Here is a 24,670-nt window from a genome sequence, read left to right as displayed (position 1 = left end):
GAGTCACTGTTCCTCGGAGCGGCAATCATGGCGATCAGAGACTTGATGAACGGCGAACGGCAACATGCCGCATTCGCCGAAGCGCAGAAGCTGGCCGACAGCGGCGCCTATCACGACTACACGGATATCGAATACGTCTTGCGCTTTGATTATGGGTTGACCGATGTGTCGGCATTGCTCGACGGCCAGTTGATGCACCGCGACCTGAACCGCCGTTGTGCCGATGCGCGCGAAAAGCTGGAGCTGCTGAGCGTGTGACGGCGAGGCGAGTGCGGCTGGTGATTCAGCGGAATTGTTCGTTGAGTTGCTCGTTGAGGTGCACGAGACGCATGAGGTGTTGACGCGGGCCGGTGTATTGCGTGGTGTGTCGAATGCACGCGTTGCGTTTGCCACGGCCACGGCCACGTTCACATTCGCGTCTTGCGCGATGCTTCCTTGCTCTCGCGAGTGCGTACGCTCGATGCGCGAGCGCGCCGCGCTCGGGCCATGTGCCGCTCAGACCGCATCGCTTCAGGAGTGGATCATGGCTGATAGTCAGCACGGCTCGCGTCTGCCGCAAACAGACAACCCCGCTACCCTCGCAAAGCCCGGTGGTCATTACAGTCACGTCGCGGTCGCGAATGGCTTGGTGTTTGTCTCCGGGCAATTGCCGATCAATGCGCAAGGCGACAAGCTAACTGACGCGCCATTCGAGGTGCAGGCCGAACAGGTGCTGGCCAACGTGCAAGCCGCGCTCGAAGGTGTCGGCAGCAGCGTCGCGCAACTGGTGCAGGTGCGCGTGTATATCGTCGACGTCGAACATTGGGCGAGCTTCAATCAGATCTACGCGCGCTGGGCTGGCGACGCGCGGCCGGCGCGCGCAGTCGTGCCGGTGCCGCAACTGCACTATGGATTCAGGATCGAGGTCGAGGCTATCGCGCTGGTTTAGGTTTGCAGCGGGGCGCTTGGCGCGAAGCGGTGTGGTTGGGCTGGTAGAAATGAAAAATGGGCCGAGAGGCCCATATTCACTGGATGTCTGGCGGAGGCGGTGAGATTCGAACTCACGGAAAGATTGCTCCTTCGCCGGTTTTCAAGACCGGTGCCTTAAACCGCTCGGCCACACCTCCAAGCCGCAAATTGTAACCTGAAAATACCTCGCTGCGGCATCCTGTCGATCGGCAATCACTGCGGATCTTTTAGAAACAGCGCTTGCAGGTCGTTCAGGAACGCCTGGCCGAGCGGTGTCGGCGCAATCTTTTCGTGGTCGCGCGTAATCAGCTTGCGCCGTTCGGCTTCCTGCAACGCAGGTTCGATCGACGTCATCGGCAGCCCCGTTCGTTCGATAAACCGATGCACCGGAAAGCCTTCCACCAGTCGCAGCGCGTTCAGCATGAACTCGAACGGCAAGTCGCGCGACCCGACTTCATGCTCTTCCTGCACCGCGTGGCCGGCCTTCGCCTGCTCGATGAAGGTGGTCGGATGTTTGTAGCGCGCCTGGCGCAGCACACGATTCGGAAACGACAGCTTCGTATGCGCCCCGGCGCCGATGCCGAGATAGTCGCCGAAGCGCCAGTAGTTCAGATTGTGTTTGCTCCGCCGATGCGGCTGCGCATACGCCGAGACCTCGTAGTGCTCGTACCCGGCCGCGGCCGTGCGTTGATGAATCCAGTCCTGCATGTCGGCTGACGCATCGTCGTCCGGCAACGCGGGCGGGAATTTCGCAAACAGCGTGTTCGGTTCGAGCGTCAGGTGGTACAGCGACAGATGCGGCGGCGCGAACGACAATGCCGTCTCGACATCGGCCTGGCATTCGGCGAGCGTTTGCCCTGGCAGCGCGAACATCAGGTCGAGGTTGAAGTTATCGAACGTGGTCGCGGCCACTTCGACCGCGTGGCGCGCTTGCGCCGCGTCGTGAATCCGGCCGAGCGCCTGCAGATGCGCTTCGTTGAAACTCTGGATGCCCACCGACAGCCGGTTCACACCGCTCGCGCGAAACTGCGCGAACTTGTCCGCTTCGAAGGTGCCGGGATTGGCTTCGAGTGTGATTTCCGCGTCGGCATCGAGCGGCAGCAGCGCGCGCACGTCCGACAGCAGCCGGTCGAGCCCCGCCGCCGACAGCAGGCTCGGCGTGCCGCCGCCGATGAACACCGTATGCACCTGCCGGCCCCAGATCAGCGGCAACGCCATTTCGAGGTCGGCGCGCAACGCGTCGAGGTAGTCGTTCTCCGGGAACGTGTCGCCTTTCCATTCGTGCGAGTTGAAATCGCAATACGGACACTTGCGCACGCACCACGGAAAATGCACATACAGCGCCAACGGCGGCAGCGACGTCAGGCGAATGCTGCCCGGCGAGGTGAAGGCCTGGATGACGCCGCTGCCGATCTCGGCCGGTGCCAGTTTGATCGGAATCACGCTTCCTCCGTCAGGCGCGCGAGCAGCTGCCGCAACGCGATCGCGCGATGGCTGCTGGCGTTCTTCACCGCGGGCTCCAGTTCGGCGGCGCTCGCGTTCAGCGACGGCAAAAAGAAGTAGGGGTCGTAGCCGAAACCGTGCGCGCCGCGCGGCGCGTCGAGGATTTCGCCATGCCAGCGGCCTTCGGCGATCAGCGGCTCGGGGTCGTCGGCGTGACGCACCAAGGCCAGCACGCAGCAGTAATAGCCGCGCCGGTCGTGCTCGCCCTGCAGCTCGGCGACGAGGCGTGCGTTATTCGCCGCGTCGCTCTTCTCGCCGCCGGCGAGTTGCGCGTAGCGCGCCGAATACACGCCCGGCGCGCCGCGCAAAGCGTGCACGCACAGGCCGGAGTCGTCGGCGAGCGCGGGCAGGCCGGTGAGCTTCGCGGCGTGGCGGGCCTTGGCCAGCGCGTTTTCGACGAAGGTCGGATGCGGCTCTTCTGCTTCCGGCACGTTCAGCGCGCCTTGCGCAATCAGTTCGATGCCGGCCGCGCCGAGCAGCGCCGCGAACTCGCGCAGCTTGCCCGCGTTGTTCGACGCCAGCACGACCTTCTTCAACGGCGAAGCGGCGCTTGCACCATTGTCCTGACGAACCTCATTCACTCTTTTGCTCCAGCGCTGCCTTCTGTTTCGCGATCAGCATGTTGATGCCGTCGCTCGCCAGATCCAGCAGCGCGCTCATTTCGTCGCGCGAGAAGGGCACGCCCTCTGCGGTGCCCTGAATTTCGACGAAGCCGCCCGCGCCCGTCATCACGACGTTCATGTCGGTATCGCATTGCGAGTCCTCGTCATAGTCGAGGTCCAGCACCGGCACGCCGTCGTAGACACCCACCGAGATCGCCGCGACGTAGTCGTTGATCGGCGAGGTTTCGATGCGGCCCGTGGCCAGCAGTTTGGCCACCGCGTCATGCGCGGCCACAAATGCGCCGGTGATGCTGGCCGTGCGCGTGCCGCCGTCGGCCTGGATCACGTCGCAATCGATATGCAGCGTGCGCGCGCCGAGTTTCTCGAGATCGAACACCGAGCGCAGCGCGCGCCCGATCAGCCGCTGGATTTCCTGGGTGCGGCCAGTCTGCTTGCCACGCGCTGCCTCGCGGTCGCTGCGGGTGTGGGTGGCGCGCGGCAGCATGCCGTATTCGGCGGTGAGCCAGCCCTGGCCGCGATCGCGCAGAAACGACGGCACGCTCTCGGCGATGCTCGCGGTGCAGATGACTTTGGTGTCGCCGAATTCGACCAGCACCGAGCCCTCCGCGTGCTTCGTGTAGTGGCGCGTGATGCGCACGTCGCGCAGCTGATTGGCTTGGCGGCCGCTGGGGCGTTGGGTGTCGTAGCTCATGTTGGAATCGGTCTGGAAGAAAAGCGCAGGGAAAGCGCGATTTTACAGCCGATCGCGCGGGGCGGTCAGGCGTCGTCATCGGCGTTGGCCCGCGCCGACGCCGCCCGCGTGCCGCCTCGTTGCCGACAGGGGTCATCGCCAAAAATGGGATAATGCCGGTTCCCCGCCCCGCGTCTCGTACACGCCGGGCGATCCGCATCTTCGGCCGGCGTGAAACGCATGGCCACAATCGCGAGAGATACGATGATCTACAGCATGACTGGCTATGCGAGCGCCACGCGCGAACTTGTTGCAGCTTCCGGCACTGGTGGCGTGAGCGTGTCGGTCGAACTGCGCACGGTGAACTCGCGTTTTCTCGATCTGAACTTCCGCATGCCGGAAGACGTGCGCGTGTGCGAACCGACGCTGCGCGAAATGCTGATGAACAAGCTGTCGCGCGGCAAAGTGGATATCCGTATCAACCTGCAGCGCAGCGAACAGGCGGCCAACGCGGGCGCGATCAATCACGACGCGCTGAACCAGCTCGCGCTGAACCAGCTCGCGCTGCTCGAGCACACGGTGCTCTCGACCTTCCCGGACGCAGGGCGTCTGCGCGCCGGTGAGATTCTGCGCTGGCCCGGCGTGCTGGCCGAGAGCAGTGTGGCACCGGAAGTGCTGCGCGACGCGGTGCTCGCGTGCGGCAAGCAGGCGATCACCGACCTGATCGACGTGCGCGCCCGCGAAGGCGCGCAACTGGCGACGATGCTGCTCGCTAACGTCAGCGAAATGGAGTCGATCGTCACGAAGATCACGCCGCTCGTGCCGGAGCTGATCAACAAGCATCAGCAGAAGATCGTCGAGCGTTTGCAGGAAGCGCTCGGCATTGCCGCGCCGGATGCATCCGCGACCATCGTCTCGCGCGAAGAGATCAACGAACGGATTCGCCAGGAAGTGACGATGTACGGCATCCGCATCGACATCGCCGAAGAACTGTCGCGCCTCACGGCTCACCTGAACGAAACGCGTCACGTGATCGAGAAGGGCGGCAAGGTCGGCAAGCGGCTCGACTTCATGATGCAGGAACTGAACCGCGAAGCGAATACGCTCGGCTCGAAGGCGGCGGCGAAGGAACTGGCGGATTCGTCGATGACCCTCAAGCTGCTCATCGAACAGATGCGCGAGCAAGTACAGAATCTGGAATAAGGCTGGAGCACCACCCACATGACCACCCACGCACGCGAAACCGGCGCACCGCGCAAGCCGTACGCCGAAGCTTACCCCGGCAATCTGTTCATGGTCGTCGCGCCTTCGGGCGCCGGCAAGTCGACGCTCGTGAACGCGCTACTCGCCGGCGACGATGCGATCCGTCTGTCGATCTCGTACACGACGCGCCCGCCGCGTCCGAAGGAGCAGGACGGCGAGCACTACCACTTCACCACCGTCGACGACTTCATGAAGCGTCACGACGAAGGCGAGTTTCTGGAAAGCGCGGAAGTGCACGGCAATTACTACGGCACCTCGCGTGTGTGGATCGAGGAGCAGATGAAGAGCGGCCATGACGTGCTGCTCGAAATCGACTGGCAGGGTGCGCAGCAGGTGAAGAAACAGTTTCACAACGCGGTCGAAATTTTCATCTTGCCGCCGTCGCTCGAAGCACTCGAAGATCGCTTGAAAAAGCGCGGCCAGGATGAGCCGAACGTGATCACGCGCCGCCTGCTGGCGGCCGGCGGCGAGATGGCGCACGCGGCCGAAGCGGAGTATGTCGTGATCAACGAGAACTTCGATCGCGCACTGAGCGAATTGCAGTGCCTCGTCGCCGCCACGCGCTTGCGCTTTGCTTCGCAGTACGCACGTCACACGCAGCTTTTCGTGCAGCTCGGCATTCACCTGCCGCACGCGTGAGCGCGGCGTCGCGTCGAGCACATAAGGTAGAATAAGCAACATACTGAGAAGGAACCCAACATGGCCCGCATTACCGTCGAAGACTGCCTCAAACAGATCCCGAATCGTTTCGAACTCGCGCTTGCCGCAACCTATCGCGCGCGTCAGCTCGCTCAAGGCCACACGCCGAAGATCGAGAGCCGCGACAAGCCCACGGTCGTCGCGCTGCGTGAAATCGCAGCCGGCCAGGTTGGCCTCGAAATGCTGAAGAAGGTGCCGGTTTAAGGCGCACTGTTCGGTTTTCGATTGCCATGTAATTGCATCAGCGTGCAGACCGACGTCCAACCCTAACCGCTACGGAGGCGACTATGAGTGCTACCCCGCCCACCGCCACGGAAGTGGACCACGACGTCGACTCGCCCTCGTCTGCACGGAAGTACATCGACGCGGTCCTCGAACAGTCGTTTCGCCATCTGTTCGGGCCGACCGCCACGCCGGAGCAACCGCGCCGGCATGACGTCGTCTCCATCGCCAAACTGACGTCCGTGTTGTCCGGCTATTTACAGCCGGAAGAGATCAAGGACGTCAAGGCGGCCTTCCACTTCAGCGACGAGGCCCACCTCGGTCAGTATCGCCAGAGTGGCGAGCCCTACATCACGCATCCTGTTGCCGTCGCGGAAATCTGCGCCGGCTGGAATCTCGACGCCCAGGCGATGATGGCGGCGCTGCTGCACGACGTGATGGAAGACCAGGGCGTGACCAAGGCCGAACTCGCCGAGCGATTCGGCGCGAAGGTCGCGGAACTGGTCGACGGGTTGTCGAAGCTGGACAAGATGGAGTTTCGCAATCGCGAAGAGGCGCAGGCGGAAAATTTCCGCAAGATGCTGCTCGCGATGGCGCGCGACGTCCGCGTGATTCTGGTGAAGCTCGCCGACCGGCTGCACAACATGCGCACGCTCGGCGCGGTGCCGCCGGAAAAGCGCCGCCGCGTGGCGCGCGAGACGCTCGATATCTACGCGCCGATTGCCCATCGGCTCGGCCTGAACAATACCTATCGCGAGCTGCAGGACCTGAGCTTTGCGAACTTCAACCCGCACCGCTACGCCACGCTCGAAAAAGCCGTCAAGGCGGCGCGCGGCAACCGGCGCGAAGTGGTCGGCAAGATCCTGGAGTCGGTGCAGCGCGCGATTGCTGACGCGAAGATCGACGCGGAAGTCACCGGCCGCGAGAAAACCATCTTCAGCATCTACAAGAAGATGCGCGACAAGCAGCTGTCGTTCTCGCAGGTGCTCGATGTGTATGGCTTTCGCGTGGTGGTCGAGAGCGCGCTGGAGTGCTACACCTGCATCGGCGCGCTGCATGCGCTGTACAAGCCCGTGCCGGGCAAGTTCAAGGACTACATTGCGATCCCGAAGGTGAACGGCTATCAGTCGCTGCACACCACGCTGGTCGGTCCGTTCGGCGCGCCGATCGAATTCCAGGTGCGCACGCGCAGGATGCACGAGATCGCCGAAGCCGGCGTGGCTGCGCACTGGCTGTACAAGAACGGCAGCGCGGACCTGAACGACGTGCAGAAGCGCGCGCACCAGTGGCTGAAGTCGCTGCTCGACATTCAGAGCGAAGCGGGCGATTCGAGCGAATTCCTCGAGCACGTCAAGATCGACCTGTTCCCGGACGCGGTCTATGTCTTCACGCCGAAGTCGAAGATCATGGCGCTGCCGCGTGGCGCCACTGCGCTCGATTTCGCGTATTCGATCCACAGCGACCTGGGCAACCAGTGCGTCGCCGTGAAGATCAACAATGAACTGTTGCCTCTGCGCACAGAGCTGAAGAGCGGCGATATCGTCGAAGTGATCACGGCGCCGTACTCGAAGCCCAATCCGGCGTGGCTGGGCTTTGTACGTAGCGGCAAGGCGCGCTCGGCGATTCGCCACTATCTGAAGACGATGCGCCTGAACGAGTCCGTGCAGCTTGGCGAGCGTCTGGTCGATCAGGCATTGAAGGGCTACGGGCTGGCGTTGTCGGACGTGACGCCGGAAGCGTGGGAAAAGCTCGTGCAGTGGACGGGCAACAAGAACCGTCAGGAAATTTTCGCGGATATCGGTCTGGGCCGGCGTGTCGCGGCGGTGATGGCCAAGCGCATCGAAGTGCTGATGAGCGGCCGCGACGCCGACGACGACGGCTCGCGCTCCGAGTCCGGTTCGGCGCCGCATGCGCCGCCGGTCGTTATTACGGGCACCGAAGGGATGTCGGTGCAATTGTCAGCGTGTTGCCGTCCGATTCCGGGCGACGACATCATGGGCTATATCGGCATCGGCCTCGGCATGGCGATTCACACCACCGACTGTCGCGTCGCGCAACGCATTCACCGGCGCGATCCGGGCCGCTGGATCGACGTTGCATGGGCGCCGCAGCCGGGACGGCTGTTCGACGTCGCCGTGAAGGTGCTGGTCAAGAACACCAAGGGCGTGTTTGCCCGCGTGGCGGCCGACATCACGTCGGCGGATGCGAACATCGTCCATATCGCTATGGACGAGGACCTGTCGCAGGAATCCACGGTGCTGCGCTTCGTGATCCAGGTCAGCGACCGGGTCCATCTGGCCAACGTGATGCGCCGCGTGCGGACGAACCCGGACGTGATGCGCATTGCGCGCGAACGGCCCAGCGAAGAGGGTCATCATCGTCACGAAGGCGGTATGCGAATCGATCGCGAGCGCGCGGATTACTGATCGTCTCCGGGCTCGCTTCGGTGTGCCTGAGCGCGTTGGCAGCCTTCGTTCGACTCTGACGCACCGGCAATCGGCGAGTCTCACCTGAACTTCAGGGAGAACGTTTATGAACGTGGCCGACCTCAACGGCGTGGCGCTCGATTATTGGGTCGCACGCAGCCTGCACGACTTCGTGCGCGAAATCTACTTCACCGACAGCGGCGAAATCGTTTCGATTCGCGGCAATGACCGCGGTCGTCCGTGGGATGGCCGTTTCACGCCGTCCACCTCATGGGAGGCGGCTGCAACGGTGTTGGAGCGCGTGCAGCGGCTCGAAGTGAGTGAGCGGGCTGATGGCGATGCGGCACGCTGCACCGCGCAATTCAAGGGCGGGCACCGCACTGTCGAAGGGCGTGGCGACTCGCTGCGGGTGGCATTGCTGCGGGCGTTCGTCGCAAGCTGCTTCGGCGACAGCGTGGACGAAGTGTTGCACGAGTCGCAAGCGCTGGCCGCCGGGCGGGCTCAATCAATTGGTGAGCAAACGGTAGGCGGTTTTGTCGAGGATGTGCCGAGCCCGGATGGGCGGATCGGGGATATACAGTCGCCGCCGCGATAACCATGGGCGCGGTCCTGTCTGGACTGTGTGGCGCGACGCGCGCTGTGCGCAAGCTTCAGACAAAAACAAAGGGCCTTCCGATTGGAAGGCCCTTCAAAGGTGGCGCGGCTGGCAGGATTCGAACCCACGACCCCTTGGTTCGTAGCCAAGTACTCTATCCAACTGAGCTACAGCCGCACGCTAAACGGATATTGCTTGCTGCAATGAAACCGGGTGAAACATAAGGGCTTCCCCGGAGGAAGCCCTCGAAAAAGGTGGTGCGGCTGGCAGGATTCGAACCCACGACCCCTTGGTTCGTAGCCAAGTACTCTATCCAACTGAGCTACAGCCGCACGCAGAAACGAGATTATAGCAAAGCTTTTGGAAAATGGAAGCATACGACGGCGATTTGTCTCGTGGGCCTGATCGTGTAACCTTGATAGGCAGTCGGTTGCTGCAGTTAATGGACCATTATGAACAAGGCCTTTGTCAAAGAGTCGAGTGAAGAGAATGACGACGACCTCGACGTCGCCCACCCGGAGATCCCCGCCGGTACCAAGAACTACATCACGCCCGCCGGTTACCGTCGCATGCGTGACGAGTTGCTGCATCTGATCGATGTCGAACGGCCAGAGGTGGTGAAGCTCGTGTCGTGGGCGGCCTCGAATGGCGATCGGTCGGAAAACGGCGATTACATTTACGGCAAGCGCCGCTTGCGCGAAATCGATCGGCGCATCCGCTTTCTGACCAAACGTCTTGACCTTGCCGAAGTCGTCGACAGCAGCAAGCAGGAGAACGTCGATCAGGTGTTCTTCGGCGCGACAGTCGACTATGCGACGGAAGCTGGCGAGGTGCAAACCGTGACGATCGTCGGCATCGACGAGGTCGATCTGGATGTCGGCCACGTGAGCTGGATTTCGCCGGTGGCGCGCGCACTGCTCAAGGCCCGAATCGGTGATACGGTCACGTTGTACACGCCAGCCGGCCCCCAGCCGATCGATGTCGTCGACGTCAAGTATCCGCCGCCTGATACCGGCGGCTAGATTTACGGCGGATCGCAAGCCCTCCGGATGGAATAGGCGAGGGTGCGGCAGACTGTTTCGGCGACGTCGACCTTGCTCTGCGCGGCGACGCGGCATAAAAAAAGGCGCCGCGAACGGCGCCTTCGTGACTGCGAGTACTCCGCAGTGCTGGGAGCTTAGAAGCGGTGACGCAGACCTGCGGTCACGGCGACTTGCTTGTTGTTGCCCGAAGCTGTGCCCACGCCATTGATGTAGGCGGGGACGATCGAGTCTTCGTTAGCCGCTTGATATACGCCCTGCAGGTAGACGTCGGTACGCTTGGAAAGCGCATAGGCGGTTTGCAGGTTGACCTGGTTCCAGTGAATGTGCGTGCTGGACAGGTTAGCGCGGGTGTACGTGTACGCGCCGGCGATGCTGATTGCCGGCGTCAGCGCGTAACGGGCGTTGGCTTCAAAGTTCTGGAACTGAGCGCTGTTGGTCGGGAAGCCGATGCCGCCGGTTTGGCCCGATGCGCCCTGGCTGATGCCGGCCAGGCCATGCAGGTTCGTTTGCGAGTACACGAGGCCGACCGTTGCCGGGCCGAACGCATAGTTGGCGCCTGCGCCCCACGTTTGCTGACGCTGGGCGAAGAACGTGTTGTCGCCCGTCACCGCGCCACCCGAGTTGAACGCAGCGGCTGCGCTGTTCGCGCCGTTGCTGTTCAGTTGCATGTAAGCAGCGGCAACGTTCAGGCCGCCCCAGTTATACGACGCGCCCGCGCTGTAGGCGCGGTTGTTGGCGAAGCCGGCAGCCTGGTTCGAGAAGCCGTACAACGCGCCGAGTTTGAAGCCGCCGTAGTTAGCGCTCTGGTATTTGATCGAGTTGTTGATACGGAACGAGTTGTTCAGGTTGTCGTTGTCGAACGGGTGCGCGAACTGCGTGCCGCCGTACTGCGTGCCGGTCAGTGCCAGCGGGCCGACGTAGTCAACCATGCTGTCGTATTGACGGCCGAGCGTCACGGCACCGAACTGGTCGCTCGACAGACCGACGAACGCCTGACGGCCGAACAGGCGGCTGTTCTGCTTGAGCGTGCCATCATTGATGCCGAAGCCGTTCTCCAACGTGAAGATGGCCTTCAGACCGCCGCCCAGATCTTCAGCGCCACGCAGGCCGAAACGGCTGCCGTTCACCGAGCCGCTCGTCATCGCCACATTGGCACCGTGCTGGGTATTACTCACGTGCTGGTTATTCGTATAGGTGATGCCCGCGTCGATCAAGCCATACAACGTCACACTGCTTTGCGCATGCGCCGCCGTTGCAAAAACGCCCGTGAGGGCTGCGACCATGAGTGTCTTCTTCATTTTGTAACTCCGAGAGCGAGAGAGATATTTTGAACCTCAGCTTAAGGAGACCTTCGCACGGGCGTTGCGAGAAACGGGTCCGTGCAAAAAGCGCATGATCAAACCGCGCCGGTTTCCGGTTAGGCAAAGTGTAGGGAGACACTCCCTGAAGTGGGCGTTCCGATTTGCGCAATAAAGTATTACGCAATTGGAAACGATGTTGGGATGCTGTTCGAGCCTTATAGATAAAGGCGTTCGGCGCTATTGACGAGATTGGACGAGCAGTACCGAGACAATTGCGTTGCTGAATTACGACAGAAGGCGATGTAAAAAAACAACGAAATAACTGTGCAATGACGATTGTTGTTATTGCCGCAATAGATGATTGTTAATTGTGTGAATAGTAGAAACGAACTGAACCGCTATAATTTAATTTCTGCTTTTCGAAGCAGACTTTTTCGTTGACGAAAAAGATCTCCAACCTTTGTCGGCGCGACTCTTTCCAGTCGCGCTTTTTTTTTGCCCACGGGATTGGCAGATTCGCCGGATCTCGATCAATGCGCGGGTGCCGCGCCGTCAACTTCAGTCCAGTCCGCCGCCGTTGCTACGCTCCAGTCTTCGATGACGTAACGGCGTGCATCCATTGGAGACGACAGCAGGTTCTGCCAGTGGTCCCCATGCCACATAGGGTCGAATTCCAGCGCTGAAAATATCTCTGCTACTGGTGGGGGTTGGTCCGAAGCAGTTTTTGCGTGCGAGCCAGTAAGCCAGGCGATGAGATGGCGGATTGGATTGAACAGCATGGCAATCTCCTGATACCCACTACCACAACTCATGCCATCATGCAGTCGCGGATGCCACGCAACAAGTCGGACAAACACTTACTAAAAACAGATTTTGTTACATTTATTTTACGCGAGCTGAAAATTTTCTCGATTTGGGTTTCCGGAGTTGTTTAAATAATGGCGGCGCAACAGTTTAGTAAGTGGCACGTGAATATGCCGCGTGCATTTATTGGCCTCCCACATTGATTTATATGCTGGCTCGCTAAACACATACGAAAAATAGGCTTGACGACGATTCTTTGCTCCCCTATAACGGCAAAGCTGAATTCCATGTGCCAGTTGTGGTCATGGTGAGCCGCAGGAGTTTTTGTGGCTAAATGACAGCGCTATCCGGCGTGAGGGCAATGCCCGATTTTTATTAATCATCGAGGAAATTGAAAAATGGAAACTGGTGTCGTCAAATGGTTCAACGATGCTAAGGGCTTTGGCTTCATCACTTCGGACTCGGGTGGTGACGATCTGTTTGCGCACTTTTCGGAGATTCGAGTCGAAGGTTTCAAGTCGCTGAAGGAAAACCAGCGCGTCTCTTTCGACATCAAGACTGGCCCGAAGGGCAAGCAGGCGGCGAACATCCAGCCGCTGTAAGCTGCGCCGCGCCTGATGCGCTGTCGGGGCGTCGGGCGCCAGAAGGCCCTCGCGCAAATGCGAGGGCTTTTTCATGCTCGCGCATGACTTCCGGGTGACTTCTATTCGCCGCATTCGTTTCACGTGCGTTGCAAACCGATTCACCTGAAGTGGCGCAATACCGGAATCGCGCCACCGTGGTCTGTATATCTACCGCTTAAAAATACAATCATTCCGCGGTTCCTCGACAGCCGGCGACCGCCGGCGACTCACTGGAAATACGGGTTTCGTGCGTCACTCAAGCCGACCCGGACCGATGCAATACAGATACGCCGCGACCAACTGGTGCATACTTGCCGCAAAGCCACGCGTCTAACTCTCCCTTTCCATGTCTGAACAGTTTTTGCCCGAACCGGCCCTGGATGTGCCGATTGTCTTCGTCGATCTCGAAACTACCGGCGGTTCCACTAGCGAGCACCGTATCACCGAGGTTGGCGTCGTCGAAGTGGGGCCGGCCGGCGTATCGCGCTGGAGCAGTCTGGTCGACCCGCAGCAGCCGATTCCGCCGTTCATTCAGCAGCTCACCGGCATCACGAATGCAATGGTGCGCGGTGCGCCGACCTTCGACGCCATCGCGCCGGCCCTGTTCGAGCGCCTGAACGGCAAACTGTTCGTCGCGCATAACGCAAGTTTCGATCGCGGCTTCCTGCGCGGCGAGTTTCGCCGGCTCGGGTTCGCGTTCGACCCGGACGTGCTGTGCACCGTGCGACTGTCGCGCGCGTTGTTTCCGGCCGAGAAACGCCACGGGCTCGACGCGCTGGTCGAACGTCACGCGCTCGTGCCGTCGGATCGTCACCGCGCGCTCGCCGACGCCGACCTGATCTGGCAGTTCTGGCAGCGTCTGCATGGTGTCGTGCCGCTGGACGTACTGCGCGCGCAGATCGAGCGGACCACGCGGCGCTATCGGCTCGCTGGCGACATCACTGAGGATCTGCTCGATACCGCGCCCGCCGGTTGTGGCGTCTATGCATTCTATGGCGATGGAGATGCGCCGTTATATGTAGGACGAAGCGTGCGCGTGCGTCAGCGGTTGCGTTCGCATCTGACGGGCGAGCGGCGTTCATCGAAGGATATTCGGCTCGCACAGCAGGTGCGGCGCGTCGAATGGCGGGCAACCGGCGGCGAGCTCGGCGCGATGCTCGCCGAGGCGCAGTGGATCGCGACGCTGCGACCTGGCCACAATCGGCTGCCGCGCGTCACGAAAAGCGATCCGGCCGACGCGCCCTGGCCATTCCAGGGGCCGATCGTGTTCGAGGAGCGTGAAGAAGCGGCACAGGCGTGCGCTTTCCATGTGGTCGACCGCTGGCGCTACATCGGGCACGCGCCGTCGCTCGCGCAGGCGACGCAGTTGTACGCGTCGAGCGCCGCGGGTCCGTTCGAGCTGTCGACGTACCGCATCCTGCAGAGTCATCTTGCGCGCGGTCTGCGCGTGATTCCGCTGGGCGTATCGAGCGACTCACCGGTCTCCAGTCTTGCCTGACGAAGTTTGCATTCGCGGGTCTTTTGCTGATTCGCGAACGTCGCCGGAGGTGGCTCTGCCCGCAGCGACTGCTGATCGCGGCTAGTACCGGAGCGTGGCAGACGTCACGAATCGAGCCGCTTTCCGCGCGGTGACCGAATCAGCCGGTCGCGCCCACACCCCCCGTTTCGCACACGTGACCCAGCGCGCGAGTCAATGCGTTCGCGCGAGCCGAGTCGTAGCGCGTCAGCGATTTCCAGTTGGCAAGCGATTGCGCGACGCGCGACGGGCAATCGTCGGCCGTACGAAGCGGCTGCACACGTGCAAGGCCGGCCACTAGCGATTGCGTCAGCCGGTCAAGCTGCGGCCGCGTGCTGGTCGCGAGATCGGGCGCGGGCTCTTGCGGCGGCTGGGTGCTGCGCCAGCTGGCAAACAACGCGTTTTGCACGTCCTTGCTGGCGTCGATCTGATCCTGAAAGAAGGCGCGGGCGAACGAGGGGTCGACGTTCGCTGCCACGGCGCGCTTTTCGACATCGGCCAGCAGCGCATTTTCGCGCGGCGTATCGGTAATCGCCTGGTGGTTGGCCCACTTCCAGCGCGCGACCGGTTCCGCAAGGGCGAGGCGCTGCGAAACCAGCGCAATCAGATTGGTGAGCGCTGTGTCGTCGCTATCGGCGACGGCGGGAGCGGGCGTGAATGCGAAACAAGCGGCTAGCGCGAGCGCGCATGACGCACCAAAGCGATACGGACGATTCATGGAAAGTGGGCGTGGCCGATGGGCCCGCTGAGGGAAAAACCAGAAGAATAAATGATGCCCGTCCGGACGATGCCTTTTCCGAGCGAAAATCATCGTCCGCGAGATCTCAGCAGCGCGCTTTCGCGACATGCATTTAACCGACGCGCACGAACAGACGCCGGCCGTGTGGCCCAGCGTCACTCAGAATCAGGCGACCCGATTCAGTGGCATAACCCGGGTGCGAAACGGGTGACAAGGCGCGAGCGCATACCGCGCGTCTGACATGCGCGCATCGATGCTGCGTCGCGCCCCTGCGCGCTTACTTCGAATCGCACGACTTGCGTTGCTCGTCGAAAAAAGCACGAACGTGCTCAGGTAATTCAGCCCCCAGAAACTCTACGCCAACGGGTTCCGGATCCGGGTAAAAGACTTTGTCCGGGGTCGGAATCTTCGGTGGTTTGGAATCCATGATCTTTCTCCTTTACAAACCGATTATCTGCCTCGGTCCGCGTCTCGCACCAGCATCCGGTGCTGGGTACATGTCCTCTGTTGCTTTAACGGCACAAGCCAACACTTGAACAGAGTGTTTGAATAAAATTTATCGTCTGATTACGTTAGCCGGGTTTCTCACGCGCGATTCAATCAGCTGGATGGCTCCCCGCAGTTCCCTTCTCTGCCTTATCCCGTCGGCTTTCCACCGCTGTTGCATGTGCGCGCCGGGCGCGTCACACGCTTTAGTGTGAATAATCGTCGCGCGATTTGTGCGCCGCCGCATCGGCAGGACCTTTCTCGAGAAATCAGACTGAACGTTCGTTAATTACCGGGCGCCGACTGTTATTTGCCGTCTAATCTTTCTAAACGACTGATTCGGCGATTTCGTTGACGGATGTGATCATTTTTAATGTTTGGTTCTCGAATTAATTCATTCGTGAACTGCTTCGACCACGCGCGAAGATTGATTTTCCAGAGAAAAATCGCGGCCTGCTGAATGCAGGCCGGTGGTCGGTTCGTCAGCGATGTGCAGCGTGTCGCCGCAGTGCGTGCGTTGCGGTTCGGTGGCGAGCGCGACCAGCAGAAGGTCCGATGGTGTGCGAGCCCCGACGGCGATCGTTGCGAACGTAGCCGAAGCGGGGCAGCACCTGAGCATCACGCCGCCGTTCCGTTTCATGGCGCGGTCACGCTTTTATGCCAAAGCGTCGTCGCCCGATGCCAAGCCGGTCGGCGCGGCAATTGCCGTCTATCCTTGAAGCTGCTATCTGCCGCGCGACGTGCGGTGGCTAACGGACGCGCCAGGTCCGGCGCGGATGATGGCAGTCTTCGCCCTTCAGAGAGTTCGTCATGGAAAACGCTGTCTACTGGGAAGGACGTCAGGTCGGTATCGAGTGTGCCGGCAGAATCGCGTGGTTTGTGTCGGCGCCGCAAGAAGCGATCACCGCGTACGGCACGCCGCGCAAACAGCAGGTGGTTGCTGAAGATTCCATCGTAGCGCGCAATCTCGTCATGACGCTGCCCTACGATCGCGCCGATTTTCGCGGATAAGCAGGGCGGCCTCGATTTCGCGACCGGTGTGTGCAAGGACTGACGAGCGGTTCGCGCTCGTATGACTCGGCCGCGCAGGTTTGCGCTGGGTCGGCATGCGAGCTTCGTGGTCGCGACGGCTGGACATCGACCCCTGTTGTTGTCGGGAAGGCAATCCTGCGAGTGTGGTTTGGTCTTGCATGGTGTTGCACGGGGTTGCCCGGTGTACTGACGCACATGGTTCGCGCGGGCGTTGCCTGTAGCATATGAATTGGTTCGTTCTCCATAGTTTCTCCTCAGTCCGTGTGACGTGTTACCAGTCCGATGGGATCTCTAGCGGCGTTTGATCCGCATGCGCTTTTTATGCATGCCGCCGGCCCGCGATTCGCGCATGAATACCCTGCCTCGACGGCGGAATCGTCCAGCGTCTTCTGTCGGATAGCGAAGAGCGACTCCGAGCGCAGTGTTGCAGCCGCATCCTCTGGTTCCCGCTCTGCTCGGAAATGCTCAGCCGGCTTTCGCGCTTCACCTGCGGATTGATGGTAGCGGTGTGCTGGGTGATGTTGTGGGTCTACTGCTGCCTCTACGACCATGAAGACCCTGAGGGCTGACCATATTAGCCGCGCTATGGATCATCGCGCCGTTCCTCGCGGGTTACTGGCCGTTCCGCATGTGAAAACATGGAACGTCGGCGACGCGGCGGTTGCGCATCGGTCTCGGTGCGCTGGTGATTGTGATGGGTTTTTGGTGCGAAAGACGAGCGCAGCCCAATCACCTGCAGCGCGCAAAACAAAAAGCCCAGTCGCAATGACTGGGCTAAGTGCTTGAATCTGTTGGTGCCGGAAAGAGGAATCGAACCCCCGACCTTCGCATTACGAATGCGCTGCTCTACCGTCTGAGCTATTCCGGCATCAGGAGAACCGAAATTATAGGGACTTCTTTAACAGCTTGGCAAGCCCCAAAACTCATTTTTTTGCTTCGAGATGATAGCGGGTGACGCGATCGACCTCATTCTTCGAGCCGAGGAACACCGCCACGCGCTCGTGCAGGCTCTTGGGCTGGACATCCAGAATGCGTCTTTCGCCATTGGTCGCGGCGCCGCCGGCCTGCTCGACGATGAATGCCATCGGGTTCGCTTCGTACATCAGGCGCAACTTGCCCGGCTTGTCCGGCGTGCGCTTGTCGGCCGGATACATGAAGATGCCGCCGCGATTCAGGATGCGATGCACGTCCGCCACCATCGACGCGATCCAGCGCATGTTGAAATCGCTCTGGCGCGGGCCCTCCTTGCCTGCCTTCAATTCGCCGATGTATTGCTGGACCGGCGCATACCAATGGCGCTCGTTCGACGCGTTGATCGCATACTCGCGCGTTTCGACCGGAATGCGCATGTCGCTTTGCGTGAGCACCCACGAGCCGAGTTCGCGGTCGAGCGTGAAGCAGTTCACGCCGTTGCCGGTGGTCAGCACCAGCACGGATTGCGGGCCATACACCGCATAACCCGCGGCGACCTGCTGTGTGCCCGGTTGCAGGAACGACTGTTCGGTGGGCTGTTGGCCATCGGGGCAGCGCAATACCGAGAAGATCGTGCCGATCGACACGTTGACGTCGATGTTCGACGAGCCGTCGAGCGGATCGAACACCAGCAGGTATTCGCCCTTCGGATAGTTGGCCGGGATCGGGAAGAACTGCTCCATTTCCTCGGACGCCATGCCAGCCAGGTTGCCCCCCCATTCGTTCGCTTCGAGCAGGATTTCGTTCGACAGGATGTCGAGCTTCTTCTGTACTTCGCCCTGCACGTTCTCGCTGCCCGCCGTGCCGAGCGCATCGCCCAGCGCGCCCTTGCTGACGTGGTAGCTGATCGCCTTGCACGCGCGCGCGACGACTTCGATCAAAAGGCGCAGGTCGGCGGGCAGGTTGTTGGTCGCGCGCTGCTGCTCGATCAGGTACTTCGTGAGAGTGGTACGACGTTGCAAAGACATTGCTGTACTCCGGGAAGGCTAGAGGAATAGGGGGATTTTAACCGCTCGTTATGTCGGCTCTGTGGTTTTGGTCGCGCAACGCGTCCGACGATGCAGCCGCGACATAGCCGGGTCACGCGAGCCGGCGTGCTTCCGGCATTGCGGCGCGCCGTGAATCATGGCCCCTGACGGCTGGCAGCTGGGTTCGCCACCCACGGCTGCGCGTGCATCCGGCACTGGACCAAAAAAGCCGGCAACGCATGCCGGCTTTTCGAAGGCGAGGGCCGCTGCTACGCGGGCATCACGCCAACGCCTTCTCGACGATCTCACGCACGTCGCGCGATTTCACCTGCGACGCCACTTGCTCCAGCGCCGCGCGCATACCGTCGCGCAATGTCGGCGTGAAGCGCCGCCACAGTTCGAGCGAGCGGGCGAGGCGGGCGGCCACCTGCGGATTGAGCGCATCGAGCGCGATCACCTGTTCGGCCCAGAACGTATAGCCCGAGCCGTCTTCCGCATGGAACTGCGCGGGGTTCGCCGAGCAGAAGCTGAAAATCAGCGAGCGTGCGCGATTCGGGTTCTTCAGGTTGAAGGCGGGATGCGTCATCAGCTTGCGCACGATGTCGATCACCGGACGCTGCACGCTGCCACGCTGTGTGGCTTGCAAGGCGAACCACTTGTCGATCACGAGCGGCTCCTTTTCGAAGCGCTGGTAGAAGTCGGCGAGCGCCTGCTGCGCCCGGGAGTCGTCGTCTTTGGCGGCCGCCGCGTTGAGCAGCGCGGAGAGCGCCGCGGCGCGGTCGGTCATATTGTTCGCGGCGTCGTATTGCGCGGCGGCGAGCCGCACGGCGTCGGCCGGATCGTCGAGTTCCGCGAGGTACGACAGCGCGAGATTCTTCAACGCGCGATGCCCAGAAGCCTCCGGCGTCGCCTCGTAATCCCCCGGCGTGCGATGCTGCTCGTACATCTCGAGCCATTCGTTCTTCAGCGCACTGGCCAGACGCTTGCGCACGAATTGCCGGGCGGCGTGCACGGCGGCCGGATTCGATTCGTCCATCTGTTCGGCCAGATACGTTTCCGACGGCAGCATCAGCGCGAGTTCGCGGAACGCCGGCGACAGTTTCTGATTGGTGAGCACGTGTGCGAACGCGGCGACCACCGAGTCGTCGAGTTGCAGCGCAACACCCGTGGCGGCATGCGTGGCGAGCGTCAGCAGTTCGCGCGTGGCGAGCCGTTGACCGGCCTCCCAGCGGTTGAACGGATCGCTGTCGTGCGCGAGCAGGAACGCCAGCTGTTCAGCCGGGTAGTCGTATTCGACGATCACCGGCGCCGAGAAATTGCGCAGCAGCGACGGCAGCGGTTCCTGCGCGAGATTGACGAACGTGAAGGTCTGTTCGGTCTGCGTGAATTCCAGCACGCGCGTGGTGGTGGACGCAGCCTTGTCCTCACCTTGCAGATGGAGCGGCAGATCGTTGCCGTCCTTGCCGATCAGGCCGATTGCGAACGGAATCAGCAGCGGCCCTTTCTGCGTTTCGCGTGCGGCCGGCACGGCGTCGCCGTAGCCTTGCCGCAGCGTCACGCTGTAGCGCTGCTGCGTGGCGTCATACTGGGTGCGCACGGTGACGCGCGGCGTGCCGGCCTGACTGTACCAGCGCTCGAACTGCGCCAGGTCGCGGCCGTTCGCGTCGGCGAGCGCGTGGCGAAAATCGTCACAGGTTACGGCCTGGCCGTCATGACGCTTGAAGTACAGGTCCATGCCCTTGCGAAAACCCTCGCGGCCGAACAGCGTCTGATACATCCGCACGACCTCCGAGCCTTTCTCGTAGACGGTCATCGTGTAGAAGTTGTTGATCTCGACGTAGCTTTCGGGGCGCACCGGGTGCGCCATCGGCCCGGCGTCTTCGGCGAACTGCATCTGGTGCAGCACACGCACGTCCTCGATGCGCTTGGTCGCGCGTGCGGCCGCGTCGCTGCTGTGGGTTTGGCCGGCCGCCATGTCGGCCGAGAACTCCTGATCGCGGAACACGGTCAGGCCTTCCTTCAGGCTCAGCTGGAACCAGTCGCGGCACGTCACCCGGTTGCCGGTCCAGTTGTGAAAGTACTCGTGGCCGACCACCGCCTCGATGTTCGCGAAGTCGGTGTCGGTTGCCGTTTCGGGGTTCGCCAGCACGTACTTCGTATTGAAGATGTTGAGCCCCTTGTTCTCCATCGCGCCCATGTTGAAGTCGCTTACCGCCACGATCATGAAGCGGTCCAGATCGAGTTCGAGCCCGAAGCGTTGCTCGTCCCAACGGATCGAATGGATCAGCGAGTCCATCGCGTGACGGGTCTTGTCCAGATCGTGCGGCTCGACCCACACCTGCAGCAGCTTTTCCTTGCCCGAGCCGCTCTTCACGCGTTCTTCGAGTGCGACCAGCTTGCCCGCGACCAGCGCGAACAGATAGCTCGGCTTTCCGAACGGATCTTCCCAGCGCGCGAAATGGCGGCCATCCGGCAAGTCGCCTTCTTCGAGCAGATTGCCGTTGGACAGCAGCACCGGATAATCGGCCTTGCTCGCGCGCAACGTGACCGTGAAGGTCGCCATCACGTCCGGTCGGTCGAGGAAGTAGGTGATGCGGCGAAAGCCCTCGGCCTCGCACTGCGTGAAGAAGTTGCCGCCCGATACGTAGAGGCCCGACAGCGTGGTGTTGGCCGCCGGATTGCAGATGCTCGTGAGCGTCAGTTCGAAGCTGTCCGGCACGTTGTCGAGCAGCAGGCCGTGCTCGTGCGCATGCGCATCGGCGAACGGCTGACCGTCGAGCGTGGCGCCGACGAACTCCAGTTGCTCGCCCATCAGTTCGAGATGCGCGGCGTGCGAAGCATCCGGATTGCGGCGCACGCGCATCGTATTGCGGACGATCGTGCGGTCGGGGACCAGATCGAACTCCAGCGCGACGGTGTCGATCAGGAAGGCAGGCGGCGCGTAATCGGCGCGGCGGATCACATTGGGCGTTGCGGTATCGGCCATGGCGTTCTGTGGTGATGGTACTCGAGCGGTCGGGCGCGCGAAGCGCATGCCTGCCGGGTTTGTCGAGCCATTGTACAAAGCCTCGGCCAATCGTGCGGCGCGAACTTATTACCGACTGGCCAGGTCAGCGTATTATCGGGCGCCCGCGCGGGGGAGAAGCCGGCGGGTCGACGAACCCGGTCACGAGTGGCGATAACGGGCCATCCAGAGGCATCAAGAGGTAGACCATGAATATCCATCAATGGACCCGTCGCGCCGCGCTGCTGTTAGCGGCGCTGACGGTGCTGCTGTCCGGTTGCACGACCTACGTCACCACTCAGGTCACGGCGTTCTCCGACTGGAGCGGCAAAGACACCCCCCGCACCTTCGCGTTCACGCGGCCGCCGGATCAGCAGAGCAATCTTGAGCTGACCGCGTACGAGCGCCTCGTCGCAAGCGAACTTGTCGCGCATGCGTTCCACGAAGTCGATAGTGCGCAGGCGCGCTACCTGGTCGCACTGGCTTACGGAATGCGCTCCGATATGGTGACGGTCGCGGAGCCGGTCTACTACAACCCGTGGCCGGGGCCGTACTGGGGCCGGCCGCTCGATCCGTGGGGGCCGTGGGGACCGTACCCGGCCACCTATGTGAACCAGAGCTATCCGATCTTCACGCATCTGCTGGGCGTGCGGATCACCGAGCGCGCGACCGGCAAGGAGGTTTATAACGTGACGGCGCGCAATTCGGGCGGCGAGTCGTCGTTGGTCCGGGCGATGCCGTACCTGGTGCGCAGCGCGCTGGGCGATTTTCCGCTCGCCAACGGCGTCGTGCATACGGTGCAGATTCCGCTCGGCAGCACCGGCGGCGCGGCGAACGATGTAACGGTGCCTGCGGCGCCGGCGCCGGCGCCGGGGGCGAAAGCCCCGCAGTAAGGCGCGAGGCAATCCGCTCCGATCCGTACCGGTGCGCACCGATCCCCACGGCTGGGCGCGCGCCCGACATGAGTTCCGGTGATGCGGCGCGCGGTGTAATCAGAAACGGCCCCTTCAGGTTATTCCTGGCGGGCCGTTCTGCTTTCAGACCTGTTCAGGAAGTGAAGCCCGCGCGCTCTAAAACTCATCACCACCGCGGCGCACGCATGCCAGCCAAATGGCGATGGACATGGCACCGGCATCGGCAACCCGTCCCCGTCTAGACACCGCCGCCGAACAACGCCATCGTCCCCAGCACCACGAACATCACTGCGGCGATGCCGTGTACGAGTTTGGTGGGCAGGCGGTGAGCGAAGCGGTCGCCAAGCAGGATCGCCGGTACGTTGGCGATCATCATGCCGAGCGTCGTGCCCGCCACCACGCCGAAGAAATCATGAAAGCGCGCAGCGAGGGCGACCGTCGCGATCTGTGTCTTGTCGCCCATTTCCGCAATGAAGAACGTCACCACGGTCGTGCCGAATACCCCGAAATGCGTGCGGCTGGTGTTGGCTTCATCGTCTTCGAGCTTGTCCGGCACAAGGATCCACAAACCCATCGCGACAAACGACGCGGCCAGCGCCCAGCGCATGATGGTAGGTGTCAGCAGCGAGCCGAGCCACGCGCCGAGCGCGCCCGCGCCGGCATGATTGACGAGGGTCGCGGCCAGCACGCCAAGGATGATCGGCACGGGCTTGCGATAGCGCGCGGCCAGAACGAGCGAGAGCAGTTGTGTCTTGTCGCCGATCTCGGCGAGCGCGACCGCTCCGGTCGAAATGAGAAAAGCGTGATTCACGGTTATCTTGTTTCCTCGGGCCGAGATGTGAACGAGCGACGACCCACGACACGCCGGGCCCTGTTGCGGCGCGTGCAGGTCATCGGTCTCGCCAGGCCAGAGGCTGCGGCTGCCATGGCCTTGACGGCCAAGTCTGTTGACAGGCGCCCCCGCGAACCACACGTCGACGCACCCGGTGACAGCGGTGCGGACATGCCGCGGGGCGGCTACTCCCCAATGCGCGACGGAGTATAGCAGGCACGGGCGCGTATCAGAGGACAAGGGGACAAGGGGACAAGGGGACAAGGGGACAGCCGGCCATGCCGCCAGTGCGACGTCGCGCGGGCGACGCAGGATCGGGCGCGCTCGGTATCAGCCATACCTGGCGGGACCAGGGTTCGTCCACTGGCAGCAGGCAAAATGTTCCGATCTGAAACAGTTGCCAGGAAAGCTGATGAAACCATTCACGCGGACCGAGCCACGGATCGGTCCGCGTCCGGGTGGCCGTCGGCGCGGCCAGACACGCGCCGCGCCGGGACTTTCTGCCGATATCCCCGCGACAGGTATGGCAAATGTCAACGGCCGGCCTGCCTCGATTTGACGATTCGTCGTACCAGGGAGACGGATACAGATGGATACGTCTTTTGTGGCTGATTTAATTCAGAATATTCAGTATGATTCCGCCGGCCAAGGCAGTCTGGGGCAGGTCCATGGGACCAATTGACCAAGGCGCCTTAATAATCGGGGCCATGTGCCGTTAATACGTTGAACTCCCTATAAGAAGACAGGATCGGTCCCGGCTGAGAGCCCCGATCCATGCGGCGCGTGCACGCTGTGACGGCGGCTGTTCCGTCCGGCACCTGAGCCTCTCTCCGTTTCTACGCGCGAACACCGATATGCCCGATCTGCACTGGACCATTCCGATCGGTCGCTGGTCTAGCTGGCCGGCCACTACATCTGCCGCACCCGATGTTGGCTTCATCGAGCCGATCGTACGGCGGCGTCTGAGCACGCTGTCCAAAGTCGCGCTGAAGGTCGCGCACGACTGCGTCGGGCAAGACCCGGTGCGGGTCGTGTTCGCGTCGCGTCACGGGGAGCTGCGCCGCACCACCGACATCCTGCGCAGCATCAGCGCGGGCGAGCCGGTCTCGCCGACCGCCTTTAGCCTGTCGGTGCTGAACGCGATGACCGGCATATTCGGCATTGCGCGCGGCGACCGCTCCGCGGCCAGCGCGATTTCGGCCGGTGCGCAGACGCTCGGCTATGCGCTGCTGGAAGCGCACGCGCAACATGCGACACAGCCGGACTCGCCGGTCCTGCTGGTGTATGCCGACGAACCGGCCGACGCGGCCTACGGCACGATCGAAGACGAAGTGCAGGGCGGCGCGCTCGCCATCCTGCTCGACGACCGGGCGGCGAGCGGACACATGGTGTGCTCCGTGTCCGCAGCCGACAGCCCGTCGAGCGCGGCTGGCGCTGATGCAGGAGCGGACCCGGGCACGGGCAAAAGCGGCACAACCGGCACAACC

Annotated in this window: 24 protein-coding genes, 4 tRNA genes and 1 riboswitch; of the genes, 13 read left to right on the top strand and 15 right to left on the bottom strand. The window is 62.2% G+C overall.

Annotated features, from left to right (window positions below):
• Positions 1 to 27 precede the first annotated feature (27 nt).
• Both BN2475_RS12510 and BN2475_RS12505 read left to right on the top strand, forming a co-directional pair.
• Positions 28 to 258 (top strand): hypothetical protein, encoded by a 231-nt coding sequence (locus tag BN2475_RS12510; RefSeq protein WP_094779873.1) that lies wholly within the window; start codon positions 28 to 30, stop codon positions 256 to 258.
• Between the two features lie 265 nt (positions 259 to 523).
• Positions 524 to 928 carry a RidA family protein gene (locus tag BN2475_RS12505; RefSeq protein WP_094779872.1) on the top strand — a complete coding sequence of 135 codons (405 nt, stop codon included), beginning with the start codon at positions 524 to 526 and terminating at the stop codon, positions 926 to 928.
• A gap of 88 nt (positions 929 to 1,016) precedes the next feature.
• Here the strand turns inward: BN2475_RS12505 and BN2475_RS12500 are convergent.
• From BN2475_RS12500 to rph, 4 genes are all read right to left on the bottom strand, one after another.
• Positions 1,017 to 1,106: transfer RNA gene (locus BN2475_RS12500), tRNA-Ser, on the bottom strand.
• Positions 1,107 to 1,161: 55 nt separating this feature from the next.
• Positions 1,162 to 2,391: a radical SAM family heme chaperone HemW gene (gene hemW / locus BN2475_RS12495; protein ID WP_094779823.1), complete on the bottom strand. Its 1,230-nt coding sequence runs from the start codon at positions 2,389 to 2,391 to the stop codon at positions 1,162 to 1,164.
• Positions 2,388 to 3,032: an RdgB/HAM1 family non-canonical purine NTP pyrophosphatase gene (gene rdgB, locus BN2475_RS12490; protein ID WP_094779822.1), complete on the bottom strand. Its 645-nt coding sequence runs from the start codon at positions 3,030 to 3,032 to the stop codon at positions 2,388 to 2,390. The genes hemW and rdgB overlap by 4 nt, the downstream gene beginning before the upstream one ends.
• Positions 3,025 to 3,765: a ribonuclease PH gene (rph, locus tag BN2475_RS12485; protein WP_094779821.1), complete on the bottom strand. Its 741-nt coding sequence runs from the start codon at positions 3,763 to 3,765 to the stop codon at positions 3,025 to 3,027. Before rph ends, rdgB begins: the two co-directional genes overlap by 8 nt.
• 243 nt (positions 3,766 to 4,008) lie before the next feature.
• On the opposite strand from rph, the gene BN2475_RS12480 reads away from it, so the two are divergent.
• The 5 genes from BN2475_RS12480 (at position 4,009) to BN2475_RS12460 (ending at position 8,949) form a co-directional block, all read left to right on the top strand.
• The gene (locus BN2475_RS12480; protein WP_094779820.1) at positions 4,009 to 4,947 is read left to right on the top strand and encodes a YicC/YloC family endoribonuclease; all 939 of its coding nucleotides are present in this window, start codon (positions 4,009 to 4,011) and stop codon (positions 4,945 to 4,947) included.
• Between the two features lie 18 nt (positions 4,948 to 4,965).
• Positions 4,966 to 5,646 carry a guanylate kinase gene (gene gmk / locus BN2475_RS12475; RefSeq protein ID WP_094779819.1) on the top strand — a complete coding sequence of 227 codons (681 nt, stop codon included), beginning with the start codon at positions 4,966 to 4,968 and terminating at the stop codon, positions 5,644 to 5,646.
• A 60-nt stretch (positions 5,647 to 5,706) separates the two neighbouring features.
• Positions 5,707 to 5,910, top strand: a complete 204-nt coding sequence (rpoZ, locus tag BN2475_RS12470; protein WP_006400783.1) for a DNA-directed RNA polymerase subunit omega — start codon at positions 5,707 to 5,709, stop codon at positions 5,908 to 5,910.
• Positions 5,911 to 5,993: 83 nt separating this feature from the next.
• The gene (locus BN2475_RS12465; protein WP_094779818.1) at positions 5,994 to 8,354 is read left to right on the top strand and encodes a RelA/SpoT family protein; all 2,361 of its coding nucleotides are present in this window, start codon (positions 5,994 to 5,996) and stop codon (positions 8,352 to 8,354) included.
• A gap of 106 nt (positions 8,355 to 8,460) precedes the next feature.
• Positions 8,461 to 8,949: a phage protein NinX family protein gene (locus tag BN2475_RS12460; protein WP_094779817.1), complete on the top strand. Its 489-nt coding sequence runs from the start codon at positions 8,461 to 8,463 to the stop codon at positions 8,947 to 8,949.
• Between the two features lie 100 nt (positions 8,950 to 9,049).
• Here the strand turns inward: BN2475_RS12460 and BN2475_RS12455 are convergent.
• Together BN2475_RS12455 and BN2475_RS12450 are read right to left on the bottom strand one after the other, a co-directional pair.
• A tRNA-Arg gene (locus BN2475_RS12455) sits at positions 9,050 to 9,126 on the bottom strand.
• Positions 9,127 to 9,204: 78 nt separating this feature from the next.
• Positions 9,205 to 9,281, bottom strand: a tRNA-Arg gene (locus BN2475_RS12450).
• Positions 9,282 to 9,401: 120 nt separating this feature from the next.
• Between BN2475_RS12450 and greB the strand changes: the two genes are divergently transcribed.
• Positions 9,402 to 9,971 carry a transcription elongation factor GreB gene (gene greB / locus BN2475_RS12445; RefSeq protein ID WP_094779816.1) on the top strand — a complete coding sequence of 190 codons (570 nt, stop codon included), beginning with the start codon at positions 9,402 to 9,404 and terminating at the stop codon, positions 9,969 to 9,971.
• Between the two features lie 155 nt (positions 9,972 to 10,126).
• Here greB and BN2475_RS12440 read toward each other — a convergent pair whose 3' ends face one another.
• Both BN2475_RS12440 and BN2475_RS12435 read right to left on the bottom strand, forming a co-directional pair.
• The gene (locus BN2475_RS12440) at positions 10,127 to 11,290 is read right to left on the bottom strand and encodes a porin (protein ID WP_094779815.1); all 1,164 of its coding nucleotides are present in this window, start codon (positions 11,288 to 11,290) and stop codon (positions 10,127 to 10,129) included.
• Between the two features lie 533 nt (positions 11,291 to 11,823).
• On the bottom strand, positions 11,824 to 12,072 hold the full coding sequence (locus BN2475_RS12435; protein WP_094779814.1) for a hypothetical protein: 249 nt from the start codon (positions 12,070 to 12,072) through the stop codon (positions 11,824 to 11,826).
• A 423-nt stretch (positions 12,073 to 12,495) separates the two neighbouring features.
• Between BN2475_RS12435 and BN2475_RS12430 the strand changes: the two genes are divergently transcribed.
• Together BN2475_RS12430 and BN2475_RS12425 are read left to right on the top strand one after the other, a co-directional pair.
• On the top strand, positions 12,496 to 12,699 hold the full coding sequence (locus BN2475_RS12430) for a cold-shock protein (RefSeq protein ID WP_094779813.1): 204 nt from the start codon (positions 12,496 to 12,498) through the stop codon (positions 12,697 to 12,699).
• 367 nt (positions 12,700 to 13,066) lie between these two features.
• Positions 13,067 to 14,218, top strand: coding sequence for an exonuclease domain-containing protein (locus tag BN2475_RS12425; protein WP_094779812.1), 1,152 nt, complete (start codon positions 13,067 to 13,069; stop codon positions 14,216 to 14,218).
• A 139-nt stretch (positions 14,219 to 14,357) separates the two neighbouring features.
• Here the strand turns inward: BN2475_RS12425 and BN2475_RS12420 are convergent, their stop codons facing one another.
• The 3 genes from BN2475_RS12420 to BN2475_RS12415 form a co-directional block, all read right to left on the bottom strand.
• Positions 14,358 to 14,954 (bottom strand): chorismate mutase, encoded by a 597-nt coding sequence (locus BN2475_RS12420; RefSeq protein ID WP_094779811.1) that lies wholly within the window; start codon positions 14,952 to 14,954, stop codon positions 14,358 to 14,360.
• Positions 14,955 to 15,252: 298 nt separating this feature from the next.
• Positions 15,253 to 15,402, bottom strand: coding sequence for a hypothetical protein (locus BN2475_RS34625; protein WP_162844472.1), 150 nt, complete (start codon positions 15,400 to 15,402; stop codon positions 15,253 to 15,255).
• 453 nt (positions 15,403 to 15,855) lie between these two features.
• Complete coding sequence (locus tag BN2475_RS12415; protein ID WP_094779810.1) at positions 15,856 to 16,101, bottom strand: hypothetical protein; 246 nt, start codon at positions 16,099 to 16,101, stop codon at positions 15,856 to 15,858.
• A 170-nt stretch (positions 16,102 to 16,271) separates the two neighbouring features.
• Here BN2475_RS12415 and BN2475_RS12410 point away from each other — a divergent pair, with 170 nt between their 5' ends.
• Entirely contained in the window at positions 16,272 to 16,472 is a 201-nt protein-coding gene (locus BN2475_RS12410; RefSeq protein WP_094779809.1) for a hypothetical protein, read from the top strand.
• Between the two features lie 813 nt (positions 16,473 to 17,285).
• Here the strand turns inward: BN2475_RS12410 and BN2475_RS12405 are convergent.
• From BN2475_RS12405 to pepN, 3 genes are all read right to left on the bottom strand, one after another.
• Positions 17,286 to 17,361 (bottom strand) — tRNA-Thr (locus BN2475_RS12405).
• Positions 17,362 to 17,416: 55 nt separating this feature from the next.
• On the bottom strand, positions 17,417 to 18,433 hold the full coding sequence (locus tag BN2475_RS12400; RefSeq protein ID WP_094779808.1) for a class 1 fructose-bisphosphatase: 1,017 nt from the start codon (positions 18,431 to 18,433) through the stop codon (positions 17,417 to 17,419).
• A 280-nt stretch (positions 18,434 to 18,713) separates the two neighbouring features.
• Positions 18,714 to 21,419: an aminopeptidase N gene (pepN, locus tag BN2475_RS12395; RefSeq protein WP_094779807.1), complete on the bottom strand. Its 2,706-nt coding sequence runs from the start codon at positions 21,417 to 21,419 to the stop codon at positions 18,714 to 18,716.
• A 227-nt stretch (positions 21,420 to 21,646) separates the two neighbouring features.
• On the opposite strand from pepN, the gene BN2475_RS12390 reads away from it, so the two are divergent.
• Complete coding sequence (locus tag BN2475_RS12390) at positions 21,647 to 22,330, top strand: DUF4136 domain-containing protein (protein WP_094779806.1); 684 nt, start codon at positions 21,647 to 21,649, stop codon at positions 22,328 to 22,330.
• 259 nt (positions 22,331 to 22,589) lie between these two features.
• Here the strand turns inward: BN2475_RS12390 and BN2475_RS12385 are convergent, their stop codons facing one another.
• On the bottom strand, positions 22,590 to 23,162 hold the full coding sequence (locus BN2475_RS12385) for a TMEM165/GDT1 family protein (protein WP_094779805.1): 573 nt from the start codon (positions 23,160 to 23,162) through the stop codon (positions 22,590 to 22,592).
• 78 nt (positions 23,163 to 23,240) lie between these two features.
• Positions 23,241 to 23,389, bottom strand: a riboswitch (yybP-ykoY riboswitch).
• A 648-nt stretch (positions 23,390 to 24,037) separates the two neighbouring features.
• Between BN2475_RS12385 and BN2475_RS12380 the strand changes: the two genes are divergently transcribed.
• Positions 24,038 to 24,670: beta-ketoacyl synthase chain length factor (locus BN2475_RS12380; protein WP_245841291.1), on the top strand; the 633-nt coding region annotated here is incomplete at its 3' end.

Source organism: Paraburkholderia ribeironis, assembly GCF_900019265.1.
Classification (GTDB): domain Bacteria; phylum Pseudomonadota; class Gammaproteobacteria; order Burkholderiales; family Burkholderiaceae; genus Paraburkholderia; species Paraburkholderia ribeironis.
This window is presented reverse-complemented; position numbering and strand designations above follow the sequence as displayed.

Coding starts and splice junctions, on each gene's coding strand:
- BN2475_RS12460 (WP_094779817.1), top strand. CDS start 8,461: ATGAACGTGGCCGACCTCAACGGCGTGGCGCTCGATTATTGGGTCGCA.
- BN2475_RS12440 (WP_094779815.1), bottom strand. CDS start 11,290: ATGAAGAAGACACTCATGGTCGCAGCCCTCACGGGCGTTTTTGCAACG.
- BN2475_RS34625 (WP_162844472.1), bottom strand. CDS start 15,402: ATGGATTCCAAACCACCGAAGATTCCGACCCCGGACAAAGTCTTTTAC.
- greB (WP_094779816.1), top strand. CDS start 9,402: ATGAACAAGGCCTTTGTCAAAGAGTCGAGTGAAGAGAATGACGACGAC.
- BN2475_RS12465 (WP_094779818.1), top strand. CDS start 5,994: ATGAGTGCTACCCCGCCCACCGCCACGGAAGTGGACCACGACGTCGAC.
- BN2475_RS12400 (WP_094779808.1), bottom strand. CDS start 18,433: ATGTCTTTGCAACGTCGTACCACTCTCACGAAGTACCTGATCGAGCAG.
- gmk (WP_094779819.1), top strand. CDS start 4,966: ATGACCACCCACGCACGCGAAACCGGCGCACCGCGCAAGCCGTACGCC.
- BN2475_RS12425 (WP_094779812.1), top strand. CDS start 13,067: ATGTCTGAACAGTTTTTGCCCGAACCGGCCCTGGATGTGCCGATTGTC.
- BN2475_RS12480 (WP_094779820.1), top strand. CDS start 4,009: ATGATCTACAGCATGACTGGCTATGCGAGCGCCACGCGCGAACTTGTT.
- BN2475_RS12420 (WP_094779811.1), bottom strand. CDS start 14,954: ATGAATCGTCCGTATCGCTTTGGTGCGTCATGCGCGCTCGCGCTAGCC.
- BN2475_RS12435 (WP_094779814.1), bottom strand. CDS start 12,072: ATGCTGTTCAATCCAATCCGCCATCTCATCGCCTGGCTTACTGGCTCG.
- BN2475_RS12510 (WP_094779873.1), top strand. CDS start 28: ATGGCGATCAGAGACTTGATGAACGGCGAACGGCAACATGCCGCATTC.
- pepN (WP_094779807.1), bottom strand. CDS start 21,419: ATGGCCGATACCGCAACGCCCAATGTGATCCGCCGCGCCGATTACGCG.
- BN2475_RS12390 (WP_094779806.1), top strand. CDS start 21,647: ATGAATATCCATCAATGGACCCGTCGCGCCGCGCTGCTGTTAGCGGCG.
- rpoZ (WP_006400783.1), top strand. CDS start 5,707: ATGGCCCGCATTACCGTCGAAGACTGCCTCAAACAGATCCCGAATCGT.
- BN2475_RS12505 (WP_094779872.1), top strand. CDS start 524: ATGGCTGATAGTCAGCACGGCTCGCGTCTGCCGCAAACAGACAACCCC.
- BN2475_RS12410 (WP_094779809.1), top strand. CDS start 16,272: ATGGAAAACGCTGTCTACTGGGAAGGACGTCAGGTCGGTATCGAGTGT.
- BN2475_RS12415 (WP_094779810.1), bottom strand. CDS start 16,101: ATGAAACGGAACGGCGGCGTGATGCTCAGGTGCTGCCCCGCTTCGGCT.
- rph (WP_094779821.1), bottom strand. CDS start 3,765: ATGAGCTACGACACCCAACGCCCCAGCGGCCGCCAAGCCAATCAGCTG.
- BN2475_RS12430 (WP_094779813.1), top strand. CDS start 12,496: ATGGAAACTGGTGTCGTCAAATGGTTCAACGATGCTAAGGGCTTTGGC.